We start from the raw sequence: 18,179 nt of genomic DNA, 5'->3' as shown, positions 1-18,179 counted from the left end.
ACACATCCGGATCAACGCCACACGACCGGTCCGGGACACTCCCGGACCGGTCACACCATACGAATCAACGACCCGCGAAGTACGGGACTAGAGGACTTCGGTCTGCTGTGGGGCCACGCAGTGGGATTCCTCGCCGACCTGCACGACGTAGCCCTTCGGCGGCTCCAGGGACGTCGTCCACCAGATCCCGGTGACCTCCCCGACAGCGTCCGTCGTCGCGCCCGGCGTGTCCGACTCCGTGCGGATCCGGACGCGGGTTCCTTCGGGCAGGTCGCTGCGGTAGCGCGGAGGCATGCCGGGGTGGAGTCCTCCTCGGGAGGCCAGGAACTCCGGCCGTAGCCGCCAGGGGCTGCCGTCCTCGGTCTCCACCGTGTAGAGAGGTCCGACGTGGTCATCGCGCTCGTCCTGCTCGACGACACACGCGACGATCACCCCGCGGGTGCCCGCGATCTCCGGCCCGAGCCGGCCCAGTTCCGGAAGGGGCGGGTGCGGCGTCGCCAGTTCCACCAGCTCGCCGTAGGCCAGCGTGGCCTGCTCGGGCCAGGGAGTCTCGTCCACCGGCCACCGATGCCCGACCGTCATGAGGCCCTCCTGTCCATGGCCTCCGTGGACCCACCACACCATAACCGCGAGGCGGTCGGCCGATCCCGCCCGGCCGGCCCCGACCTGACCACGTACGACCTGGAACTGTCCGGCCGATCACTCTGCAGCAGCTGCATGAGGCCGGCCATCGCTGGCCGCCCGGCACCGGGCGGGCTCCGTTCGAGATCGAGACCGGGGCTGAGATCGAGACCGAGGCTGAGACCGAGGTCGAGGCTGAGACGGAGCCCGTGAACGAGGGCGCCGATTCCTGACCGCCACCGGCGGATGGCGCCGGGGGCGGTGCCGCCCGTTCAGCCGATGTGGTGCTGGTCGAGCCAGGTGAGGGTGTGGTCGGCGAGTTCGGTCCAGCCGTGGTCGACGGTGAGGGAGTGGCCGCGGTCGTCGAAGCGGTGGTAGTCGGTGACGGCGGGGGACTTGCGGTACTGCTTGTGGGTGGAGCGGGTGAGGACGTCGGGCACGGTGTGGTCTTGCTTGCCGGACAGGAGGAGGAGCGGTCCGCGGTTCTGGTTGTGGGTGTCGACCTTGGCGGGGGAGTGCGGGGCGAAGTTGCTCAGGGCGAGCTGGAAGAGGGGGCGGGCGGGGCTGGGGATGGTCCATTCGTCGAAGAGCTGGTCGGATTCCTGCTGGGAGACGGCGTTGGCGAACGCGTAGCGGAACTGGGCGGGGTTGAGCGAGACGGCGCGCTTGGTGTTGCCGGGGTTGCGCAGGAAGGCGAAGGCGGACTTGGCCTGGGCGGGGCCGACGGCCTTGACGCCCTTGATCTGGCCGGGGCAGATCGCGACGGCGGCCTGGGCGAGGTTCTGGCCGAGGAGGTGTTGGGCGATGAAGCCGCCGACGGAGTGGCCGACGAGGACGGGCGGGGTGTCGAGGTCGCGGATGATGCGGGCGTGGTGGGCGGAGATCTCGGCGAGGCCGATTCCGCCCTGGGGGTCGGGGTTCCTGCGGGCCTGGGCGACGGTGGCGGGGACGCCGGGCCATTCGGGGAGGATCGGTTCGTAGCCGGCGTCGCGGAACCGGTCGGCCCAGCCCTGCCAGCTCGTGGAGTGCAGCCAGAGGCCGTGGATGAACATGACCGGGGTGCGGTTGCTGGGCATGGCGGGGTCTCTCCTGGTGCGTGAGGGCTGGGGATCGGATCGGTGGCCGGTCGGGGCGCGGTCGTTCGATCCAAGAAGTAGAAAGAGCGTTCTCTCTGCTCCTCCAAGGTAGAACGATCCTTCTGCTAGCGTCAAGCCATGACGACGAGAGATTCCGCGCCACCGCGCACTCGCATCCTGGCCGCGGCGATGCGGCTCTTCTACGCGCAGGGCGTGCGCGGGGTGGGCATCGACCAGCTGATCCGCGAGTCGGCGGTCGCCAACGCGACGTTCTACCGGCACTTCCCGTCCAAGGACGACGTCGTGCTCGCCTACGTCCACGAGCACGACCGCCTCTTCCGTGCGGCCGCCGCCACAGTGGCGGACCTTCCTCCGCGCGAGGCCGTGACGGCCCTGTTCGCGGGCATCTCCGACGAGTTCTGCGCACCCGGCTTCCGAGGCTGCCCGTTCATCAACGCCGCCGCTGACTACCCCGACCCCGACCACCCGGTCAGCCGCGCGATCCAGGAGCACATGGACTGGTTCCGCGCCCTGCTGACCGGCCTGCTCGCCGCCGCCGGCCACCCCGACCCCGACCGGGCGGCCGACACCCTGCTGATCCTGCGGCACGGCGCGATGAACCAGAGCCGCTTCACCGCCCCCGCGGCGGTGCGCGAGGCGCTGACGGCCGCCGTGGACGCCGTCCTCGGCTAGGAAGCAGGCAGAGTGCGCCACCGGTGGTGGCGCACTCTGCCCTCCCGGCCGCTACGCCCGGCGTGCGTGCCGTGTGCGTTGCGCGCGTCGCCGGAGCCGGGGCCGGCCCGGGTGGTGGAGGGTGGTCACCCTCCCGAGCGGTCCTGGCGCAGGCGGGCCGAGGCGAAGGCGGCGATGAGCCAGCCGAGGCCCAGCAGCGCGCCGCCGCCGAGGCCGACCGTGGCCACCGGGGCTCCGGCGCTCGCGAGCATCAGGGCGGGTTCCTGCACGGCGGGTGCCTGCACGGCGGTGTCGCGCGGGGGAACGGGCGCGGGGTGGGTGCCGGCGGGGTGTTCGGCGGCCGACGTGTCACCGGGGGCGGTGCCGTCGGGGTGGTTGTCCCACTGGCCGGGCCCGGGGTGGTGGTCGCCCCAGCCGCCGTGGCCGCCGGAGTTGTGGCCGTCGCAGCCGCCGTGGTCCTGGTCCTCGCAGGGAGTGCAGGCCACGATCGTCACGGTGTTGCTGGTCGCCGTCACCGGGGTGCCGTCGGGGGTGGTGCCGGTGACGGTCGCGGTGTCGGTGATCTTCCCGGCCTGCACGTCGCTCTCGGCGGTGGAGTACGTCGCGGTGCAGGTCGTGGACGCGCCCGGGGCCAGGGTGGTCACCGGGCAGGAGACGGCCGGCGTGCCCGGACCGGAGTCCGTCACGGCGAGCGAACTGAGCGTCGTGTCACCGGTGTTGGTGACGGTGAAGGTGTAGTGCAGGGCCTGGCCCGCGGCGGAGAACGAGGTCTCCTGGACGGCCTTGACGATCTTCAGGCCGGCGTAGGGCACGGTCACCTTGTTGCTGGTCGAGGTGACGGTACGGCCTCCTGGAGCGGTCCCGGTCACCTGCGCGGTGTCGACGACCTTGCCCGCGGCGACGTCGGCGTCGGTGGTGACGTAGGTCGCGGTGCAGTTCTCCGAGGCGCCCGGTGCGAGCGGGCCGGCGGGGCAGGTGACGGTCGGCGTGCCGGGGCCGTTGTCGACCACGCCGATGTTGGTCAGCGGCTGCGCGCCGGTGTTGGTGACCGTGTAGGTGTAGTGGATGGTCTGCCCGGCGGCGGTGTACTGAGCCTCGGTGGCCTTCTTCACCACCGTGATCGCGACCAGCGGGGTGTTCACCTTGTTGCTGGTCGTGGTGACGGTCTGGCCGCTGGTGTCGGTGGCGGTGACCTGGCCCTGGTCGGGCACGTTCTGGGCGGCGACGTCCGCCGCCGTCGTGACGTAGGTGGCCTGGCAGGTGGTGGACTGGCCGGGCGCGAGCTGGTTGGTTCCGCAGCCGGAGACGGTGACGCCGGGCGTCAGGTCGGTCACCGTCACGTTGGTCAGTGCGATCTGGCCGGTGTTGGTGACGGTGTACGTGTAGTTGAGGGTCTCGCCCGGGGCCTGGAAGTTCGGCTGGACGGCGGACTTGGTGATGGTCAGCGCCCGCAGCGGCACGACGACCTGGTTGCTCGTCCCGGTCACCGTCTGGGTGCCGACGGTGGCGGTGAGGTTCGCCGTGTCGGTGATCGTGCCCGTCGTCGCGTCGGCGGCGGTCGCGGTGTAGGTGGCGGTGCAGTTCTCCGTGGCGCCGGCCGCGAGCGGGCCGGGCGGGCAGGTGACCGTCGGGGTGCCGGGGCCCGTGTCGGTGACCGCGACGTTCGTCAGCGGCACCGGGGCGTTGTTGGTGACGGCGTAGGTGTAGTGGATGGTCTGCCCCGCGACGAACGAGGCCTCGGCCGCGGACTTGGTGATCGTGGGGGCGGGGACGTTGACCAGCACGGTGGTGGTGCAGCCCGTCGCGGTCGCGCAGGTGCCGCCGGCGATGGTCGGCGCGACGTTGTTGGTTAGCGCGAAGTTGCCGGTGTCCGGGTTGTTGACCGTGACCTGGTACGTCACGGTCGCGGTGGAGCCGGCGGCGGGCGGCGCCGTCAGCGTGCCCGACCAGGTCAGGGTGTTCCCGGTGACGGCGGCCGTTCCGGAGCTCGCGGTGACGGATCCGGGCACCAGCGTGCCGTCCGTCAGTACGGCGGAGAGGTCGTCACTGAAACCCGCGTAGGTGGCGGGGTTGGTGCCGGTGTTGGTGACGGTCTCGGTGTAGGTCAGGGTGTCGCCCTGGTTCACCGGGCCGGTGGGGGAGACCGACTTCGCGACGGTGTAGGAGGTGCCGGCCGGCAGGTTGCAGTTCCCGCTGTCCTGGGTGGCGGAGGCGCCGAAGAAGGGGACCCCGGTGTTCACAACCGTCGTGGTGGGGATCTCCGCGGTCGAGGGGCCGGCCGGGATCGAGTTCAGGGTCTCGATGGTGCCGCTGGCGCGGAACGCGTAGACCTGGCCGCCTGACTGGGCCAGGCCGTAGACGGAGCCCGGCACGTTGCCGATCTCGGTGATCGTGTTGTCCGGGTGGATGCGGAAGAAGTCGGTGGGGTGCAGCGTGCCCGGATCGAACGCGGCCCCGATGACGTCGCCGTCGGGCAGGGTCAGGAAGTCACCCGAGGAGACCAGCCCGGCCGGGAACGAGACGGGGAGCAGCGCGCTCACCCCGGTGGTCGGGTTGAGCGTCCAGATCTGGTTCGAGTAGAACGACCCGAGCAGCAGGCTGCCGTCCGGACGCGCGCCCAGCGCGTTGGTGGCGTACCCGGGAAAGTTCGCGGCCGGACCGGTGATCGTCACCGACGCCGTCTCCGCACCGGTGGCCGCGTTGATCGTGTACAGCACCGGCGGCAGGGTGTTCCAGCTCACCCCGTACAACGTGGTGCCGTCCGCACTCCACGCGATGTCCCCGTAGTCCCGCACCAGCGGCACACTCGCCAGCTGCGTACCGGTCGGGCTGTACTCGAAGAGGTGGTCGTTGCCGCCGCCGGAGTTCCCCCAGATCGGTACCGGCGGACAGGTCAGCGCCCGTGTCCCGGACCTCCCGTCCGCACCGTCCGCCGGCGAGGCGGCCTCAGCCCTGACGAACGATGCGTCCCGTGCCGGGGAGGCCAGCGCCGAACCGCCTCCCCAACCCGCCGTCATGCCGATGACCGCCAGCCCGATCGCCGCGGCGAGCTTGCCGCGCGACCGGCCGCGTCTGATCCCTGCCATACCGTCTCCGTTCCAGTCGGGCGTGATCACCACAGGGCCCCACGCCACAGAATTTTGATAACAAGAAGTGTTTTTGTGAACACTTTGAGTAACTTGACATGGGTTGGCCCGGCCCGCCATCCGTGCCCGAACTGGCTGCGTCCGCCGGATGTCGGCCACCTGGCCGCATCGCGGCCCCTCGCGTAGCGCCCCGGCTGCCGGGATTCTTCGGCCCGCGCCGAAGAATCCCCGACCTACCGTCGATTCCCGTGAACACCATGACGCCTGACAGCACACGCACCGACGCGCGCACCGACGCGCCCACCGATGGCTCGGTGGGCGCGGACCACGTGGTCATCGCGCCGAGCATCCTCTACTTCGGCACGCCCGTCGTCCTGCTCTCCACGGAGAACGAGGACGGCACCGCCAACCTCGCGCCGATGTCCTCGGCCTGGGCCCTCGGCCAGGTGATCGTCCTCGGCATGGGGGTCGAGGCGCAGACCGCGCACAACCTCCGCAGCCGACCCGAGCTGGTGATCAACCTGCCCGAGCCGACCCAGTGGCCGGCGGTCGAACGACTCGCGCCGCTCACCGGGTGCACCCCCGTACCCGCGAACAAGCAGGACACCTTCCGGTTCGAGCGGGACAAGTTCGCGGCCGCAGGCCTGCGGGCCGAGCCCTCCGAACTCGTCCGGCCGCCCCGGGTCGCCGAATGCCCCCTGCAACTGGAGGCCCGTGCCGCCCGGATCCAGCCCGACGCCTCCGGCGGGTTCCTCATCGTCGAAGCCCACGTGCTCAAGGTCCACGCCGATCCGGGCATCGTCGTCCCCGGCTCCCAGCACGTCGACCCGGCCCGGTGGAGCCCGCTGATCTACAACTTCCGCCACTACTACGGACTCGGCCCCGAGCTCGGCCACAGCTTCCGCACCCAGACGCCCCGTTGAAGCCGTTCTGCCGTCCTGCCTGTCAGCCCCAGCTGTCAGGGTGACGGGCATGGACCTCGACACCTTCTGGCAGATCATCGACGACACCCGCGCCGAAGCCGCCGACGAGAGCGAGCACGCCGACGCGCTCACCGAACACCTCGCCGGCCTGACGCCCGACCAGATCGCCGACTTCGACCGGCACTACGCGCAGCAGAAGGCCCGCTCCTGCACCTGGCTGCTCTGGGGCGCGGGCTACCTCATCAACGACGGATGCAGCGACGACGGCTTCGACTACTTCCGCGACTGGCTGATGGGCGCCGGCCGCACCCTCTTCGAACAGGCCCTCGCCGACCCGGACAGCCTCGCCGAACTCCTCACCCCCGACCAGGAGGAACTGGAGGCCGAAGACCTCGCCTACGCGGCCACCCATGCATACCGCCAACTCACCGGCAACGACCTCCCCGACAACGGCATCACCGCCGGCCCCCCGACCGGCGAACCCTGGGAGGACGAAGACCTCCCCACCCTCCTCCCCCACCTGTCAGCCCGCTTCGCCGACTAGCCCCCCGCCCGCCTCCCCATGCCCGGCGCCGTTTCCGCCTCAGGGAATTATGTAGACCGACCGTCATATTCCTAGCCCCAGCCCGCCTGGGGCGTTGCGCAGGAAGTCGGCCCGGCCGACTTCCTGCGCGCAGGGGGGCTCGCGCCTGCCGCGAGCCGAATATGCAGACCGACCGTCATCGAAGATGGTCGGCGGACGGCACGGGGGAGAGAATTCTGCGGGCCGTCCTGGCTGACGCCGATGCCGAGAGCCGAATCGACTGGGGCATGGTCAGCGTCGATTCCACGACTTGCCGCGCTCATCGGCACGGCGGCTGGCGCCTCACCCCTCCCCGAGGGTTCCGGGTCAGTGGAAGGAGACCGGCACGTCACCGTTCTGATGAGGCCCTAAGTGCTCGCGAGGCGGTCTCACCTGCAAGATTCACCTTGCTGGGGAGGGCGGGTGTCGCCCGCTCGGATTTGTGATCACGCCCGGCCAGTGGGGGGCGCCGCAGATGATTCCCGTGCACCCGGATAGTGGCGGCGAAGTTCGCTGAGTACGCGCTCGTCGACAGCCCTGACGTCCCACAACGAGCTGTCTACTTCGGTCAGGGCGATCACCACCCCGTCCCCGGCGAACCCAAGTGCTTCGGCGTCGATCAGTTGGAGGAAGGGGGTCGTCAGCGACAACAGCGTCAACGTGTCCATGCCGCCGTCGGCAGACCGTCTCTCCATCTCGACGCAACGAGGATCGACGATTGCGTCGAACTCGACGCGCCACTTCAGGCCCAGGCCGAAGCTGCCCAGGCGGACCAGTAGCTCAGCCAGCGTCACGTAGTGCTCTCCGTGCCAGGCAGGAAACGTGATCCCCTTCATCCCCGCCTCTGCTTCGGCTGTATTGCGTGACAAGCGACCCCCTTCGTTCAACTGCAAACACTAGATCGCGGCCCTGACCAGCTCACACGACCCATCGGACAGGCCCTCGCCCCCGCCCGCTGGACGTCACACGCCGCCCCGCCCGAGACTCCCCATGCCCGGCGCCGTTTCCGCCTCAGGGAATTATGTAGACCGACCGTCATATTCCTAGCCCCAGCCCGCCTGGAGCGCTGCGCAGGAAGTCGGCCAGGCCGACTTCCTGCGCGAGGCGGGGTGGGTGGGCGGCGCGCGAGGGTGGGGATCGGTCGACCGGTCTGCATATTTTCCCGCGGGCGGGGCCTGGTCAGTGGGTGTGGTGGTAGGTGGCGAGGGTGGTGAAGGCGGCCTTGGGGTCCCAGGGGAGGTCGGGGTAGGTGGTCCCGGGGCGGTCCTCGTAGACCTTGACGATGCCGTAGCTGGCGAGGTCGAGGTCGTCGCGGGGGTCCGCGTCGGGGCGGTGCACGTGGTCGTAGAGGGCGAAGGTGAAGACGAAGGTGGCGTCGATGCCGCCGACGGCGAAGGCCTCCAGCAGTTCGCGCAGGTAGGCGGCCTGGCCGGCCTCGTCGCGCTCGTACGCGGCCTTCAGGCGGACGGGGCCCTCGGCGTCGTACTCGACGATGTCCAGGCCGAGCGCGCCCCGGTCGCCCGCGCCGCGGTAGCAGGCGGAGCCGAACTCGGTGATGGCGACGGGCTTTCCCTGCGCGGCCAGGTCGTGGACGCCGTCGGCGAACCGGTCGGCGGTCTCGGCGGAGCGGTAGAGGTCGAGGGAGACGAGGTCGAAGGGCGTCCAGTCGACGCGCTCCAGTGGTACGGCGGCGTAGGTGACGCGTCCGCCGAAGTGTTCGCGGACGGTGGCCACGGCCTGGTCGAGGAACGTGTTGACCCGGCCGCTGACCGGTCCGAGGTGTTCGCGGACGAGCTCGGGTCGGCTGAGCAGGGCGATGCGTTCGTCCGTGGTGTCGCCGGGCAGGAACCCCGGGTTCATCAGGCTGAGTTCGGCCCCGGTGACGAACACCACCTCGGCCCCGCGCCGCCGCAGCCGTTCCGCGCGCTCGGCGCAGTCGGCGAACAGGGCCAGCAGTTCGTCGGTGGCGAGTTCCAGCGGGTACGGGGAGTACCAGACCTCCAGTCCGAGGTCGGCGGCGAGTCCGGCGGCGAGTTCGATCCGGTCGGGGTCGCCGCCCATGATGCGGACCGCGTTGCAGTGCAGGTCGTCGCGGATGATGCGCAGTTCGCGTTCGACCTCCTTCGGGTCGAACCGGCTGCGGGAGTACGACCCGTTCCTGACGAATCCGGTGTCGTAGCTGATGCCTTTGGCGCGCACGGTGTCCTGCCTTCCTGGGGGTGGGGCGGGGAGCAGGCAAATACGGTACGGCCAGTACCCTAGTTGGCGCGGGCCGGAGAGGACAAGAAGGATGGGAGGGTAGGGGGCGGTATCGACGGCGGTACCGGCGACGGGGCCGGACTGGATCGGACGGGACGAGGGCCATGGCCGGGCAGACACGGCGGCGCGGGGCGGCGCTGGAGGAGGCGATCCTCCGGGCGGCGGTGGCGGAGCTCACCGAGTCCGGATTCGCCGGGCTGACCATGGACAAGGTCGCCGCCCGCGCCGGCACCAACAAGAACGCCCTCTACCGCCGCTGGCCCAACCGCCTGGCCCTCGGCATCGCCGCCTACAAGCAGTTGGCCACCGCCGCCGTGCCCCCCGACACCGGTGAACTACGTGGGGACGCCCTGGAGTTGCTCCGCCAGGCGAACCGGCACTGGAGCTCCCCGCTCGGCGCGATCCTGCGCGAACTCCTGGCCGCCGCCGGTGGCGCGGCGGAGTTCCTGGCGCAGCTCCAGGACCAGTCCGGCGAGGCCGCGGCCGCCCCCTGGCTCACCGTCCTGGGGCGCGCGGTCGCCCGCGGCGAAGCGGCCCCCGAGGCGCTCCACCCCAGGGTCGCCACGGTGGCGGTGGTGCTGCTGCGCAACGAGTTCGTGGTGCGGGGCGTGCCGACCGCGCCCGACGACGTCCTGGTCGAGATCGTGGACGAGGTCTACCTGCCGCTGATCCGGCGCCGCGGGCCGTCGGACGTCTGAACGGACACAGCCCTGGAGCGGCGCCCAGCGGGACTCGTCGGTCGGGCTGAGGTCGGGTCGAGGGCGGGTCGAGGGCGGGCGCGGGCCTCCGGGTTCAGGAACCGCCGAGGTGGCGGGCCTCCAGGTACACCGTCCGCTCGGTCTGCCCCGGGTCGGCGAGGAAGCGGTCCAGGCAGTCCTTCGGTGCCCGGAAGCTCAGGTTCAGGACCTCCCCGGGGTGCTTCGCCGATCCGTGGAACCCGACGCCCTGAAGGTCGCGCGCGGGCAGGTCCAGCCCGAACGCCTTCGTCACCTTTTCGAGGGTCCGCCCCTCCGGGCTGCCCGGGTACGCCCTCGGGTCCGTGTCCGGCAGGATCCGCCTAGCGGGGCCTAACTGTTCCCGGCGACCAGGGAGTTGGTGAGCCGGTCGGCGACGGTGGCGTCGAGGGGGGCGTGGCCGAGGAGGAAGCGGTACCAGAAGACGCCGTAGACCTGGTCGACGATCAGGTCGAGGTCGGTGTCGTCGGCGAGTTCGCCGCGTTCGCGGCCGCGGGCGAGGAGGTCGCGCAGGGCGGTGCGGCGGGTGGCGGTGAAGGTCTGCATGAGGTCGGCGAGGTGGGGGTCGCGGGCGGCTTCGCGGACGAGGGTGCGCAGGGCGGGGGCGGTGGTGTCGCGCTGGGAGCCGTCGAAGGTGGTGGCGATGAAGGCGTGGAGGTCGGTGCGCAGGGTGCCGGTGTCGGGGCCGGGGACGTCCTGGTCGGCCCGGTCGGTGAGGGCGTCGAGCAGGACGGCACCCTTGGAGGGCCACCAGCGGTAGACGGTCTGCTTGCCGACGCCGGCGCTGCGGGCGATGGCGTCGATGGTGACGGGGGTGCCGTCGGACTCGGCGAGCAGGTGCAGGGCCGCGTCGAGGATCGCCTGGTGGGCGGCCTCGTTGCGGCGGCGTCCGGTGTGCGGGCGGGCTTCGGTCATCGTGTTCCCTTTCCTCTTCCCCCGCTTGACAAGACTAACAGTCTCGATAACATTATTGACGGAACTAGCGGTCTCGACAATATGAAGGACACGCCACCATGAGCACCACGTCAAACCTCTTCACCGGACAGCGCGTCGTCGTGATGGGCGGCAGCTCGGGCATCGGCGAGGCCGCGGCCACCGCCTTCGCCGCGGACGGCGCCGAGGTCGTGATCACCGGCCGCGGCCGGGACCGGCTGGACGCCGCCGTCGCCCGGATCGGCGGCAGGACCACCGGCCACCAGCTGGACGCGGCCGACCCCGAGGCCGTCGCGGCCTTCTTCGCCCAGTCCGGCACCGTCGACCACCTGGTCGTCGCGGTCAGCGGCGCGGCCGGCAGCGGTCCGTTCGCCCAGCTCGACCTGGCCGACCTCGCCACCGGGTTCGACGCCAAGTTCTGGCCGCAGGTCCGCGTCCTCCAGGCGGCGCTGCCGCATCTGCGGTCGGACGGATCCGTCACGCTGATCACCGCCGCCTCCGCCCGCGCCGCGTTCCCCGGCACCGCCGGACTCGCCGCCATCAACGGCGCGCTGGAGGCGATGGTCCCGCCGCTGGCCGTCGAACTCGCCCCGCTGCGGATCAACGCCGTCTCGCCCGGCGTCATCGACACCCCGTGGTGGGACCGCGTCCCGGCCGAGCAGCGGACGGCGCTGTTCGACGGCCTCGCCGCCACCACCCCGGTCGGCCGCGTCGGCCGGGCCGAGGACGTCGCGCAGGCGATCCACCTGCTGGCCGCCAACACCTTCGTGACGGGCGTGGTGTTCGACTGCACGGGCGGGGCCAACCTGCCCACCGGGCGCTGAACGAACCGTCGGCCGACCGGGCCCGGCCCGCAGCCGGCTCCGGGCCGGGCACTGCTGCGGGCCGGAGCCGGCTACGGGCCGGGGGTTGTCACAGCTCAGCCGTACGGTTCGGTCATGAGCGTTCCCGACCTGATCCCCATCCGGTACGAGCCCGACTACCGCACCCGCACCATCGGCCGGTGCGAGGGCGGCCAGTTCCTCGCCTCCGTCACGGCGGCCTTCCCGGAGGTCGGGACCGACGTCGGGAACTGGCAGGCGCAGAAGCGCTGGTTCGCGGTGCTCCACCGCTTCGACGACGCCGGCCAGCACCTCGACTCGCGCATCCACTCGACCGGCACGACGGCGGACGGCGAGAAGGCGGCCGTCGAGGCCGCCCGCGCACTCCTCGCCGACTGGCTCGACGCCCTCCCCGGCCGCGCGTACGGGGACATCGCCATCGCGCCGTTCGCCGTCCGGGTCGAGGGGTCCCTGTTCGGGCTGGTCATCGAGACGGACGAGGAGGACGAGACGGACGGGGAGGAGGAAGAAGAGGGCGAGGACGGCGAGGGCGGGGTCTGGGCCGAGCTCTACCCCGACGGCCTCGGCTTCCACGCCCCGTGGGACGGCTGCTACGACACCTGAGCCGCGGCCACCGTCACCGCTTCGCCTCCTGGCGGCCCTTGAGGAACGCCCTCGGCACCGGGCCGACCCCTGCCGAGGCGGGGGTCGGCCCGGGTGGCGCGGTCAGCCCGCGTACTGGGCGAAGATCTTCGCGAACTCGTACGGCTGCTGCGCGATGTTGGTGCACTTGGAGAGCGAGCCGCCGGTGCAGGCGTTGGCGTCGCGGGTGGCGTCCCAGAAGGCCAGCAGGCCGAGGTGGTTCTGCCGGGCGAAGGTCACCAACTGCTGGGCGGCGGCCTGGTTGTAGATCTGGTGGTCGTCGTTCTCGCCGATCATCGGGGTGACGCCGACCATGGCCCACAGCTGGGCGTCGGTCTTCGCCGGGTAGAGCGCCTTGAGCTGGCCGAACAGGGCTTGGGCGGCCTGCACGGCGGCGTTGCCGTAGTCGGTGCCGGTCCGGTAGTAGTCCATCGCCATGATGTTCACCAGGTCGACGGCGACCCCGGCGTCGCGGGCGGACTTGACGATGGCGACGCCTTCGGCGGTCAGGCCCTCGGGCAGGACGGGCAGGGTGAAGGAGACCTTGAGGCCGGGGTGGGCCTGCTGGAGCTTGGCGAGCGCGGCGGAGCGGCGGTCGTTGGAGGCGGTGTCGGCGATGGCCGCGCCCTCGATGTCGAAGTCGACGTAGCGCAGGTTGTAGGCGTTGACCACGGCGTCGTACTCGGCGAACAGCGAGTCCACGGTGGTGCAGGCGGCGGCGAGTTCGGTGCCGCTGGCGCCGCCGAAGGAGAGCTTGACGTCGCCGCCGGCCGCGCGCAGCGCGTCGATCTGGTCCTTGGCCCAGCCGGTGCGCGGGTCGTAGGCGTTGAACCAGCTGGCCTTGCAGCCGACGCCGGTGACGAAGCCCATGGTGTAGGCCTTGAGGTTGCCGGACTTGGCCATGTCGGGCATGGACGGGGTGGGCCAGGCGCCCATGTCGATGTAGGGCGCGACGGGGACGGCGACGTTCGGCGGCGGGGTGCTCGGGCCGCCGGTGGGCGTGCCGGTGGGGCCGCCGGTCGGGGTGCCCGAAGTGGGCGGCGGGGTGGTGGGGTTGCCGCCGCCGGGGCCGGTGAGCGTGATGTCGTCGGCGAGGTAGGCGCCCTGCCCGTACCAGCCGTGCAGGTAGACGGTGACGCTGGTGGTGGCCGGGCCGGTGGTGAAACTGGTGGACAGCTGCTGCCAGTTGGCGCCGCCCGGCGTCCAGATGGCCGGGTCGGTGACGCCGCTGCCGGTGGCGCCCAGGTAGACGTACTGGCCCTGCACCCAGGCGCTGAGGTTGTACGTGGTGTTGGGCTGGACGGTGACGGTCTGGCCGCACTGTGCGGTGTCGCTCGCGCCGACCGCCCCCTTCAAAGCGTAGCTGCCGCTGTGCGCACCGGAGTTGACGACGCTGCCGGTCCCGCCGGAACAGCTCCACGGGCTGAGCGTGCCGCTCTCCAGACCGGGGTTGGCCAGCAGGTTGCCGTCGGCGGCGCCGGCGTTCCCGGCGAGCGTGGCGAGGCCGCCGGCGGCGAGCGCGGTGGCGGCGGCGAGGCTCAGCAGCTTGGTGCGACCGGCGGGGCGGCGGTGCGTGGGGGCGGGCTGGGGCGCGCTGGGCATGGGGGTGCCTCTCGGGACGTGGGGCCGCCCGCGCCGCGAAGGGGGATACGCGGGGCGGGCGGCAGCATGGGGGCTGGTCCGGTGCGGGGGAGGAGCGCGGTGCTGAGCATCAAACTGGACTAGACCAGCTGTGCACGTCAAGCACTTCCGGGGCATCGGAAGCCCGCTGTGGGAAGGTTTTAGGAACGGTTTAAGGCTCCGGGATCCCGCTCCTGGAACACCGATCCGCGCCCTCGGACGGCACCCCTGTTGACCTCCGGCGCCCTGGCAGGAGGATTTTCGGCTCCCGGCAGGAGGCGGCCGCGAAAGCGACGGCGGTGAAGGCCGGGCCCCGGAGTCGACCCGACGAACGCCGTCCCGCCCACGATTCCGTTGCCGCTGATGGCACTTGCCGCTGATGGCACTTGCCGTGATGGCGCCCGCGCCGATGGTCCGGGTCAGCGAACCCTGAGCGTCCCATTCGGCTTCGGCGTAGCTCTTCCGGTAACTGACCCTGTCAGGGTTCGCCGTGCGGGGTGAAGCACTTTAAGCGAGGGGGAAACAACGGTCGGCAAGGAGGAGAAGGCCCGCCCGCTGGTCTCGAACCGGCGGGCGGGCTGGCGGTTCAGCGGATCACCCGCAGCACGGCTTGCACTCCTTGACCTGGACGTCGTCCACGACCGGGCCGGCCGCGCCCGCGTTGGTGCTGGCGAAGGTCAGCGTGGTGGAGGCGTTCCGCGCGACGAAGCTGAACTGGCGCCCCACGTAACCCATGTTGGTCGGCGTCTTGCCGGTGATGTCGAAGGAGAAGTCCTGGAAGTCCTGGCCGTCGACGAGCACCCGGCCGGTCTTCACGGTCGGTGCGGCCGACGTGTTGCCGGCCAGCGCGTACGTCACGGAGTAGGTGGCGCCCGGGACGGTGGTGAAGGACTGGGCGACGGCGCCGGTGGTGGCGCCGTTGAGGTCCACCGACTGGTCGCCCTCGGCGGCCTGCCAGAACCCGGCGCCGATCAGGTCGACGCTGCCGGTGGTGACCGTCCACGGGCCGATGGTCTGTCCGGCGCCGAACTCGGCGAAGCTGTTCGCCGGGGCCTTGGGCGACTCGAAGCTTCCGTCGTCGAAGCGGCTGAGGGCGCGGTGGCCGCCGGCGGCCTGCGCCGGGACGGTCACGGCGGTGGCGGCGGCCACGATCACGGCGACGGCGGCGAGGCGGGTGCGCGAGAACGTCATGGGTTCCTCCCCAACGGGATACGACTGGATGAGCCGATGATCGGCTGTGCCCAGAGGGTCCGCCGTCGCCGTGAGCCCTGCCAAGACCGGGCGGATGGCGCCCGGTGGTGCGGAGGTTCCGCCGACGGGCTCCCACGCGCCGGTTTGACGGGTGATCACCTGGTGCCGGCCGGGCGGCCGGCCTGCGCCCGCACGGCGGCGGGCCGTGGTGCGAACGCACGGTTCGGATGGTCGTGTCCGCGCGCATGGTGGTGAAGTCCGTCGCACGCGCTCCGCCTGCGCCTCGGGCGCATCCCACCCCCGGGTGAGCCGAGGGCCGCTCATACGATCAACGGCCCCTCTGGCGGTCGGCGGATCGGAAGTGGATCCGAGGCGGATCCGAGGCGGATCCGAGGCGCGTCCGGACGGGCTTGACCTTGAGTGCACTCCAAGGTGAAAGCTGGACGCGTTGATCCACCGCAGCACCCCGCGAGCGGCCAAGCACACCACCACGATCGGAGCACCGTCATGCGCAACGCCACGTTCGGTACCAACGGCCCGGAGACCGGCGTCATCGGCCTCGGCTGCATGGGGATGACCTGGGCCTACGACGTGCGGAACCGGGACGACGAGAACTCCGTCCGGGTGATCCGGCAGGCGCTGGACCTCGGTGTCACCCTGATCGACACCGCCGACATGTACGGCCCCTACACCAACGAGGAGGTGGTCGGCGCCGCGCTGGCCGGCCCGTACCGGGAACGCGCCTTCCTCGCCACCAAGGTCGGCATCGTCCCGGGCGGGTCCGGCCAGTCGGCCCGCGACGGCAGCCCCGAGCACGTGCGCCGCTCGATCGACGACAGCCTGCGCCGCCTCGGCACCGACCACGTCGACCTCTACCAGCTGCACCGGGTCGACCCGGCCGTCCCGATCGAGGAGACCTGGGGCGCCCTCGCCGAGACCGTCGCGGCCGGCAAGGCCCGCCGGATCGGGCTCTCCGAGGTGACCGTCGAGGAGATCAAGCGGGCCCAGTCGGTGCACCCGGTGGCGTCCGTGCAGTCCGAGCTCTCGCTCTGGACCCGGGACGTGCTGGCCGAGGTGCTGCCGTACACCGAGGAGCAGGGCATCGCCTTCCTGCCGTTCTCGCCGCTCGGCCGGGGCTTCCTGACCGGCAGCATCGCCTCCTTCGACGAACTGCCCGCCGACGACTTCCGCCGCCGGCTGCCGCGCTTCCAGCAGGACGCGCTGAAGGAGAACCTGGCACTGGTCGGCAGGGTCAAGGAGGTCGCCGAGCGGATCGGCGCGACGCCCGCGCAGGTCGCGCTGGCCTGGGTGCTGGCGCAGGGCCGGTACGTCTTCCCGATCCCGGGTACCAAGACGCCGCGCTACCTGGTGGACAACGCGGGCGCGGCCGAGGTCGTGCTCTCGGCTGCGGACCTGGCCGACCTGGACGCGCTGCCGACTCCGACCGGCGAGCGGTACTGAGCGGCCAGCGGTACTCAACGGCGAGGGGTGCTGAGCGGCGAGCGGTGCCGAGCGGTGCCGAGCGGCACGGGCCGCCCGGGTCGCCGGCCCCGCCTCGGAACGCCGTCAGGCCTCCCGGACCCAGATCAGCTGCCGCCCGGTCTCGGCGGGAGCCCGGACGGCGGCCTCGGCGACCCGGTCGAGCCGGTAGCCGAGCTTGCGCGGGACGGCCGCGCTGGCGCCGTTCGCCTCGTCGCAGTGGATCTCCACCCGCGCGATGCCGGGCAGCGCCAGGGCGGCCTCGGTCAGCGCCCCGGCCGTGGTGGTGGCGATGCCGCGGCCGGCGTGCCGGGCGGCGACCCAGTAGCCGATCTCCAGTGCGCCGGGGCCGATCCGGCCGTGCAGGCCGAGGGCGCCGACCACGCCGCCGGGTTCGGCGTCCAGGCCGACCAGGTACATGAAGTCGGTGCCGGCCTCCCAGGCGAGGGAGCCGGCCCGGGCCAGCTCGGCGGTCTGCGCCCGGGTGGGGGGCTCGGCCGCCCACTCCATCCAGGGCCGCAGGTGGTCCAGGTTGGCGCGGACGGCCTTGTTGAGCGCCACCGCGTGCGTGCTGCGGCGGCGCAGCAGCGAGATCCCGCCGGGCAGCCGCAGTTCCTCGGGCGGCCGCCCGGCGGTGACGGCGGTGGGAGCGGGCACGTGGAGCGGGGCGGGCGGGTACTTGCAGGACCGTGACTGCGGGTGGCTCATGGCCGCGATTATGTCCTTGGCCGGGACCTGTCACCAATGAATTCCAGACGGCCTCCCACCAGGCCTCTCACCGGTCCCCGCCACACCCCGGCGCGCCCGGCCGCACCCCCGGCGCACCGGGGCGCGCACACGCCCGGCGGTCAGAGCCGGATCAGCACCTCGTCCAGCTCCTTGCGCCGCAGATCCGGCACCCGCGCCCCCTCGGCCGGGTAGCCGACCGGGATGACGTACGCGGCGCGCTCCTCCAGCGGGCGCTCGCAGACCTCGTTGAGGAACTTCATCGGGCTCGGCGTGTGGGTCAGCGTCGCCAGCCCGGCCTGGTGCAGCGAGGCCAGCAGCAGCCCGACCGCGATCCCCACCGACTCCTTGGTGTAGTAAGGCCGCGGCGAATCGGGCCCCTTGTGCACTTCGAACACCACGATCACCGCCGGCGCGTCCTCCAGGAACGGCTTGCGCCAGTCGGTGCCGATCGGCGCCAGCGCGGCCAGCCACTCCTCCGACGCCCGGTGCGCGTAGAACTCGCGCTCCTCGGCCTCGGCGGCCTCGCGCAGCCGCCGCTTGCGCTCCGGGTCGGTGATCACCACGAACCGCCAGGGCTGGATGTGCGCACCGCTGGGCGCGGTGTTGGCGGTCCGGATCGCCCACTCGACGACCCCGTCCGGGATCGGGCGGGTCGCGTAGTCGCGGACGGTCCGGCGCTGCGCCATCACGTCGTGGAAGGACCTGCTGCGGGCCTCGGCCTCGTGGGCCGGCACCGTCATCGGGGTGAGGGGGACGGTCGGGTAGGGCGTCCCTGCCACTGCACTGTCAACCATGGCCGACAGCACAGCA

18 protein-coding genes and 1 pseudogene are annotated in these 18,179 nt (G+C 71.8%); 8 read left to right on the top strand and 11 right to left on the bottom strand.

Going from position 1 to position 18,179, the window contains the following annotated elements:
• Nucleotides 1-87 precede the first annotated feature (87 nt).
• Nucleotides 88-582, bottom strand: a complete 495-nt coding sequence (locus ACIO9K_RS31435; protein WP_400334987.1) for a hypothetical protein — start codon at nt 580-582, stop codon at nt 88-90.
• 311 nt (nt 583-893) lie between these two features.
• Nucleotides 894-1,697 (bottom strand): alpha/beta hydrolase, encoded by an 804-nt coding sequence (locus tag ACIO9K_RS31430; protein ID WP_400334985.1) that lies wholly within the window; start codon nt 1,695-1,697, stop codon nt 894-896.
• Nucleotides 1,698-1,835: 138 nt separating this feature from the next.
• On the opposite strand from ACIO9K_RS31430, the gene ACIO9K_RS31425 reads away from it, so the two are divergent.
• Entirely contained in the window at nt 1,836-2,390 is a 555-nt protein-coding gene (locus ACIO9K_RS31425) for a TetR/AcrR family transcriptional regulator (protein WP_400334983.1), read from the top strand.
• A 125-nt stretch (nt 2,391-2,515) separates the two neighbouring features.
• Here ACIO9K_RS31425 and ACIO9K_RS31420 read toward each other — a convergent pair whose 3' ends face one another.
• The gene (locus ACIO9K_RS31420; protein WP_400334981.1) at nt 2,516-5,476 is read right to left on the bottom strand and encodes a hypothetical protein; all 2,961 of its coding nucleotides are present in this window, start codon (nt 5,474-5,476) and stop codon (nt 2,516-2,518) included.
• A gap of 248 nt (nt 5,477-5,724) precedes the next feature.
• On the opposite strand from ACIO9K_RS31420, the gene ACIO9K_RS31415 reads away from it, so the two are divergent.
• From ACIO9K_RS31415 to ACIO9K_RS31405, 3 genes and pseudogenes are all read left to right on the top strand, one after another.
• Complete coding sequence (locus tag ACIO9K_RS31415; protein ID WP_400334979.1) at nt 5,725-6,399, top strand: flavin reductase family protein; 675 nt, start codon at nt 5,725-5,727, stop codon at nt 6,397-6,399.
• 49 nt (nt 6,400-6,448) lie between these two features.
• Entirely contained in the window at nt 6,449-6,943 is a 495-nt protein-coding gene (locus tag ACIO9K_RS31410) for a DUF4240 domain-containing protein (protein WP_400334977.1), read from the top strand.
• A gap of 170 nt (nt 6,944-7,113) precedes the next feature.
• Nucleotides 7,114-7,448, top strand: a pseudogene (locus ACIO9K_RS31405) (IS5/IS1182 family transposase); the annotation flags it as partial.
• On the opposite strand, the gene ACIO9K_RS31400 reads toward ACIO9K_RS31405, so the two are convergent.
• Both ACIO9K_RS31400 and ACIO9K_RS31395 read right to left on the bottom strand, forming a co-directional pair.
• Complete coding sequence (locus tag ACIO9K_RS31400) at nt 7,408-7,797, bottom strand: hypothetical protein (protein WP_363619068.1); 390 nt, start codon at nt 7,795-7,797, stop codon at nt 7,408-7,410. The pseudogene ACIO9K_RS31405 and the gene ACIO9K_RS31400 sit on opposite strands and share 41 nt — an antisense overlap.
• A gap of 343 nt (nt 7,798-8,140) precedes the next feature.
• Complete coding sequence (locus ACIO9K_RS31395) at nt 8,141-9,160, bottom strand: hypothetical protein (protein ID WP_400334975.1); 1,020 nt, start codon at nt 9,158-9,160, stop codon at nt 8,141-8,143.
• Nucleotides 9,161-9,324: 164 nt separating this feature from the next.
• Here ACIO9K_RS31395 and ACIO9K_RS31390 point away from each other — a divergent pair, with 164 nt between their 5' ends.
• Nucleotides 9,325-9,918, top strand: a complete 594-nt coding sequence (locus ACIO9K_RS31390) for a TetR/AcrR family transcriptional regulator (RefSeq protein WP_363625220.1) — start codon at nt 9,325-9,327, stop codon at nt 9,916-9,918.
• A gap of 94 nt (nt 9,919-10,012) precedes the next feature.
• On the opposite strand, the gene ACIO9K_RS31385 is transcribed toward ACIO9K_RS31390, so the two are convergent.
• Both ACIO9K_RS31385 and ACIO9K_RS31380 read right to left on the bottom strand, forming a co-directional pair.
• Complete coding sequence (locus ACIO9K_RS31385) at nt 10,013-10,210, bottom strand: hypothetical protein (protein WP_400334972.1); 198 nt, start codon at nt 10,208-10,210, stop codon at nt 10,013-10,015.
• A gap of 77 nt (nt 10,211-10,287) precedes the next feature.
• A complete protein-coding gene (locus tag ACIO9K_RS31380; RefSeq protein ID WP_363625222.1) occupies nt 10,288-10,869 on the bottom strand; it encodes a TetR/AcrR family transcriptional regulator in 582 nt (193 codons plus the stop codon).
• 98 nt (nt 10,870-10,967) lie between these two features.
• Between ACIO9K_RS31380 and ACIO9K_RS31375 the strand changes: the two genes are divergently transcribed.
• Complete coding sequence (locus ACIO9K_RS31375) at nt 10,968-11,711, top strand: SDR family oxidoreductase (RefSeq protein WP_363625224.1); 744 nt, start codon at nt 10,968-10,970, stop codon at nt 11,709-11,711.
• Nucleotides 11,712-11,825: 114 nt separating this feature from the next.
• A complete protein-coding gene (locus ACIO9K_RS31370) occupies nt 11,826-12,332 on the top strand; it encodes a hypothetical protein (protein WP_400334970.1) in 507 nt (168 codons plus the stop codon).
• 102 nt (nt 12,333-12,434) lie between these two features.
• Here ACIO9K_RS31370 and ACIO9K_RS31365 read toward each other — a convergent pair whose 3' ends face one another.
• Complete coding sequence (locus ACIO9K_RS31365; protein ID WP_363625228.1) at nt 12,435-13,952, bottom strand: carbohydrate binding domain-containing protein; 1,518 nt, start codon at nt 13,950-13,952, stop codon at nt 12,435-12,437.
• A gap of 612 nt (nt 13,953-14,564) precedes the next feature.
• Nucleotides 14,565-15,161, bottom strand: coding sequence for a choice-of-anchor C family protein (locus ACIO9K_RS31360; protein ID WP_363625230.1), 597 nt, complete (start codon nt 15,159-15,161; stop codon nt 14,565-14,567).
• Nucleotides 15,162-15,668: 507 nt separating this feature from the next.
• On the opposite strand from ACIO9K_RS31360, the gene ACIO9K_RS31355 reads away from it, so the two are divergent.
• The gene (locus tag ACIO9K_RS31355; protein WP_363625232.1) at nt 15,669-16,622 is read left to right on the top strand and encodes an aldo/keto reductase; all 954 of its coding nucleotides are present in this window, start codon (nt 15,669-15,671) and stop codon (nt 16,620-16,622) included.
• Between the two features lie 105 nt (nt 16,623-16,727).
• On the opposite strand, the gene ACIO9K_RS31350 is transcribed toward ACIO9K_RS31355, so the two are convergent.
• Both ACIO9K_RS31350 and ACIO9K_RS31345 read right to left on the bottom strand, forming a co-directional pair.
• Nucleotides 16,728-17,348 (bottom strand): GNAT family N-acetyltransferase, encoded by a 621-nt coding sequence (locus tag ACIO9K_RS31350; protein ID WP_400334967.1) that lies wholly within the window; start codon nt 17,346-17,348, stop codon nt 16,728-16,730.
• Nucleotides 17,349-17,488: 140 nt separating this feature from the next.
• Complete coding sequence (locus ACIO9K_RS31345) at nt 17,489-18,163, bottom strand: nitroreductase family protein (RefSeq protein WP_400334965.1); 675 nt, start codon at nt 18,161-18,163, stop codon at nt 17,489-17,491.
• Nucleotides 18,164-18,179: the final 16 nt, after the last annotated feature.

It is taken from the genome of Kitasatospora sp. NPDC087271, assembly GCF_044744605.1.
Lineage (GTDB): Bacteria > Actinomycetota > Actinomycetes > Streptomycetales > Streptomycetaceae > Kitasatospora.
The sequence above is the reverse complement of the archived record's forward strand: the minus strand, read 5'-3'. Positions and strand labels throughout refer to the sequence as shown.

Bases quoted from the DNA above. Each gene is read 5' to 3' on its own strand.
- ACIO9K_RS31435 (WP_400334987.1), bottom strand. From the start codon at position 582: ATGACGGTCGGGCATCGGTGGCCGGTGGACGAGACTCCCTGGCCCGAG.
- ACIO9K_RS31430 (WP_400334985.1), bottom strand. From the start codon at position 1,697: ATGCCCAGCAACCGCACCCCGGTCATGTTCATCCACGGCCTCTGGCTG.
- ACIO9K_RS31425 (WP_400334983.1), top strand. From the start codon at position 1,836: ATGACGACGAGAGATTCCGCGCCACCGCGCACTCGCATCCTGGCCGCG.
- ACIO9K_RS31420 (WP_400334981.1), bottom strand. From the start codon at position 5,476: ATGGCAGGGATCAGACGCGGCCGGTCGCGCGGCAAGCTCGCCGCGGCG.
- ACIO9K_RS31410 (WP_400334977.1), top strand. From the start codon at position 6,449: ATGGACCTCGACACCTTCTGGCAGATCATCGACGACACCCGCGCCGAA.
- ACIO9K_RS31400 (WP_363619068.1), bottom strand. From the start codon at position 7,797: ATGAAGGGGATCACGTTTCCTGCCTGGCACGGAGAGCACTACGTGACG.
- ACIO9K_RS31390 (WP_363625220.1), top strand. From the start codon at position 9,325: ATGGCCGGGCAGACACGGCGGCGCGGGGCGGCGCTGGAGGAGGCGATC.
- ACIO9K_RS31380 (WP_363625222.1), bottom strand. From the start codon at position 10,869: ATGACCGAAGCCCGCCCGCACACCGGACGCCGCCGCAACGAGGCCGCC.
- ACIO9K_RS31375 (WP_363625224.1), top strand. From the start codon at position 10,968: ATGAGCACCACGTCAAACCTCTTCACCGGACAGCGCGTCGTCGTGATG.
- ACIO9K_RS31370 (WP_400334970.1), top strand. From the start codon at position 11,826: ATGAGCGTTCCCGACCTGATCCCCATCCGGTACGAGCCCGACTACCGC.
- ACIO9K_RS31365 (WP_363625228.1), bottom strand. From the start codon at position 13,952: ATGCCCAGCGCGCCCCAGCCCGCCCCCACGCACCGCCGCCCCGCCGGT.
- ACIO9K_RS31360 (WP_363625230.1), bottom strand. From the start codon at position 15,161: ATGACGTTCTCGCGCACCCGCCTCGCCGCCGTCGCCGTGATCGTGGCC.
- ACIO9K_RS31355 (WP_363625232.1), top strand. From the start codon at position 15,669: ATGCGCAACGCCACGTTCGGTACCAACGGCCCGGAGACCGGCGTCATC.
- ACIO9K_RS31350 (WP_400334967.1), bottom strand. From the start codon at position 17,348: ATGAGCCACCCGCAGTCACGGTCCTGCAAGTACCCGCCCGCCCCGCTC.
- ACIO9K_RS31345 (WP_400334965.1), bottom strand. From the start codon at position 18,163: ATGGTTGACAGTGCAGTGGCAGGGACGCCCTACCCGACCGTCCCCCTC.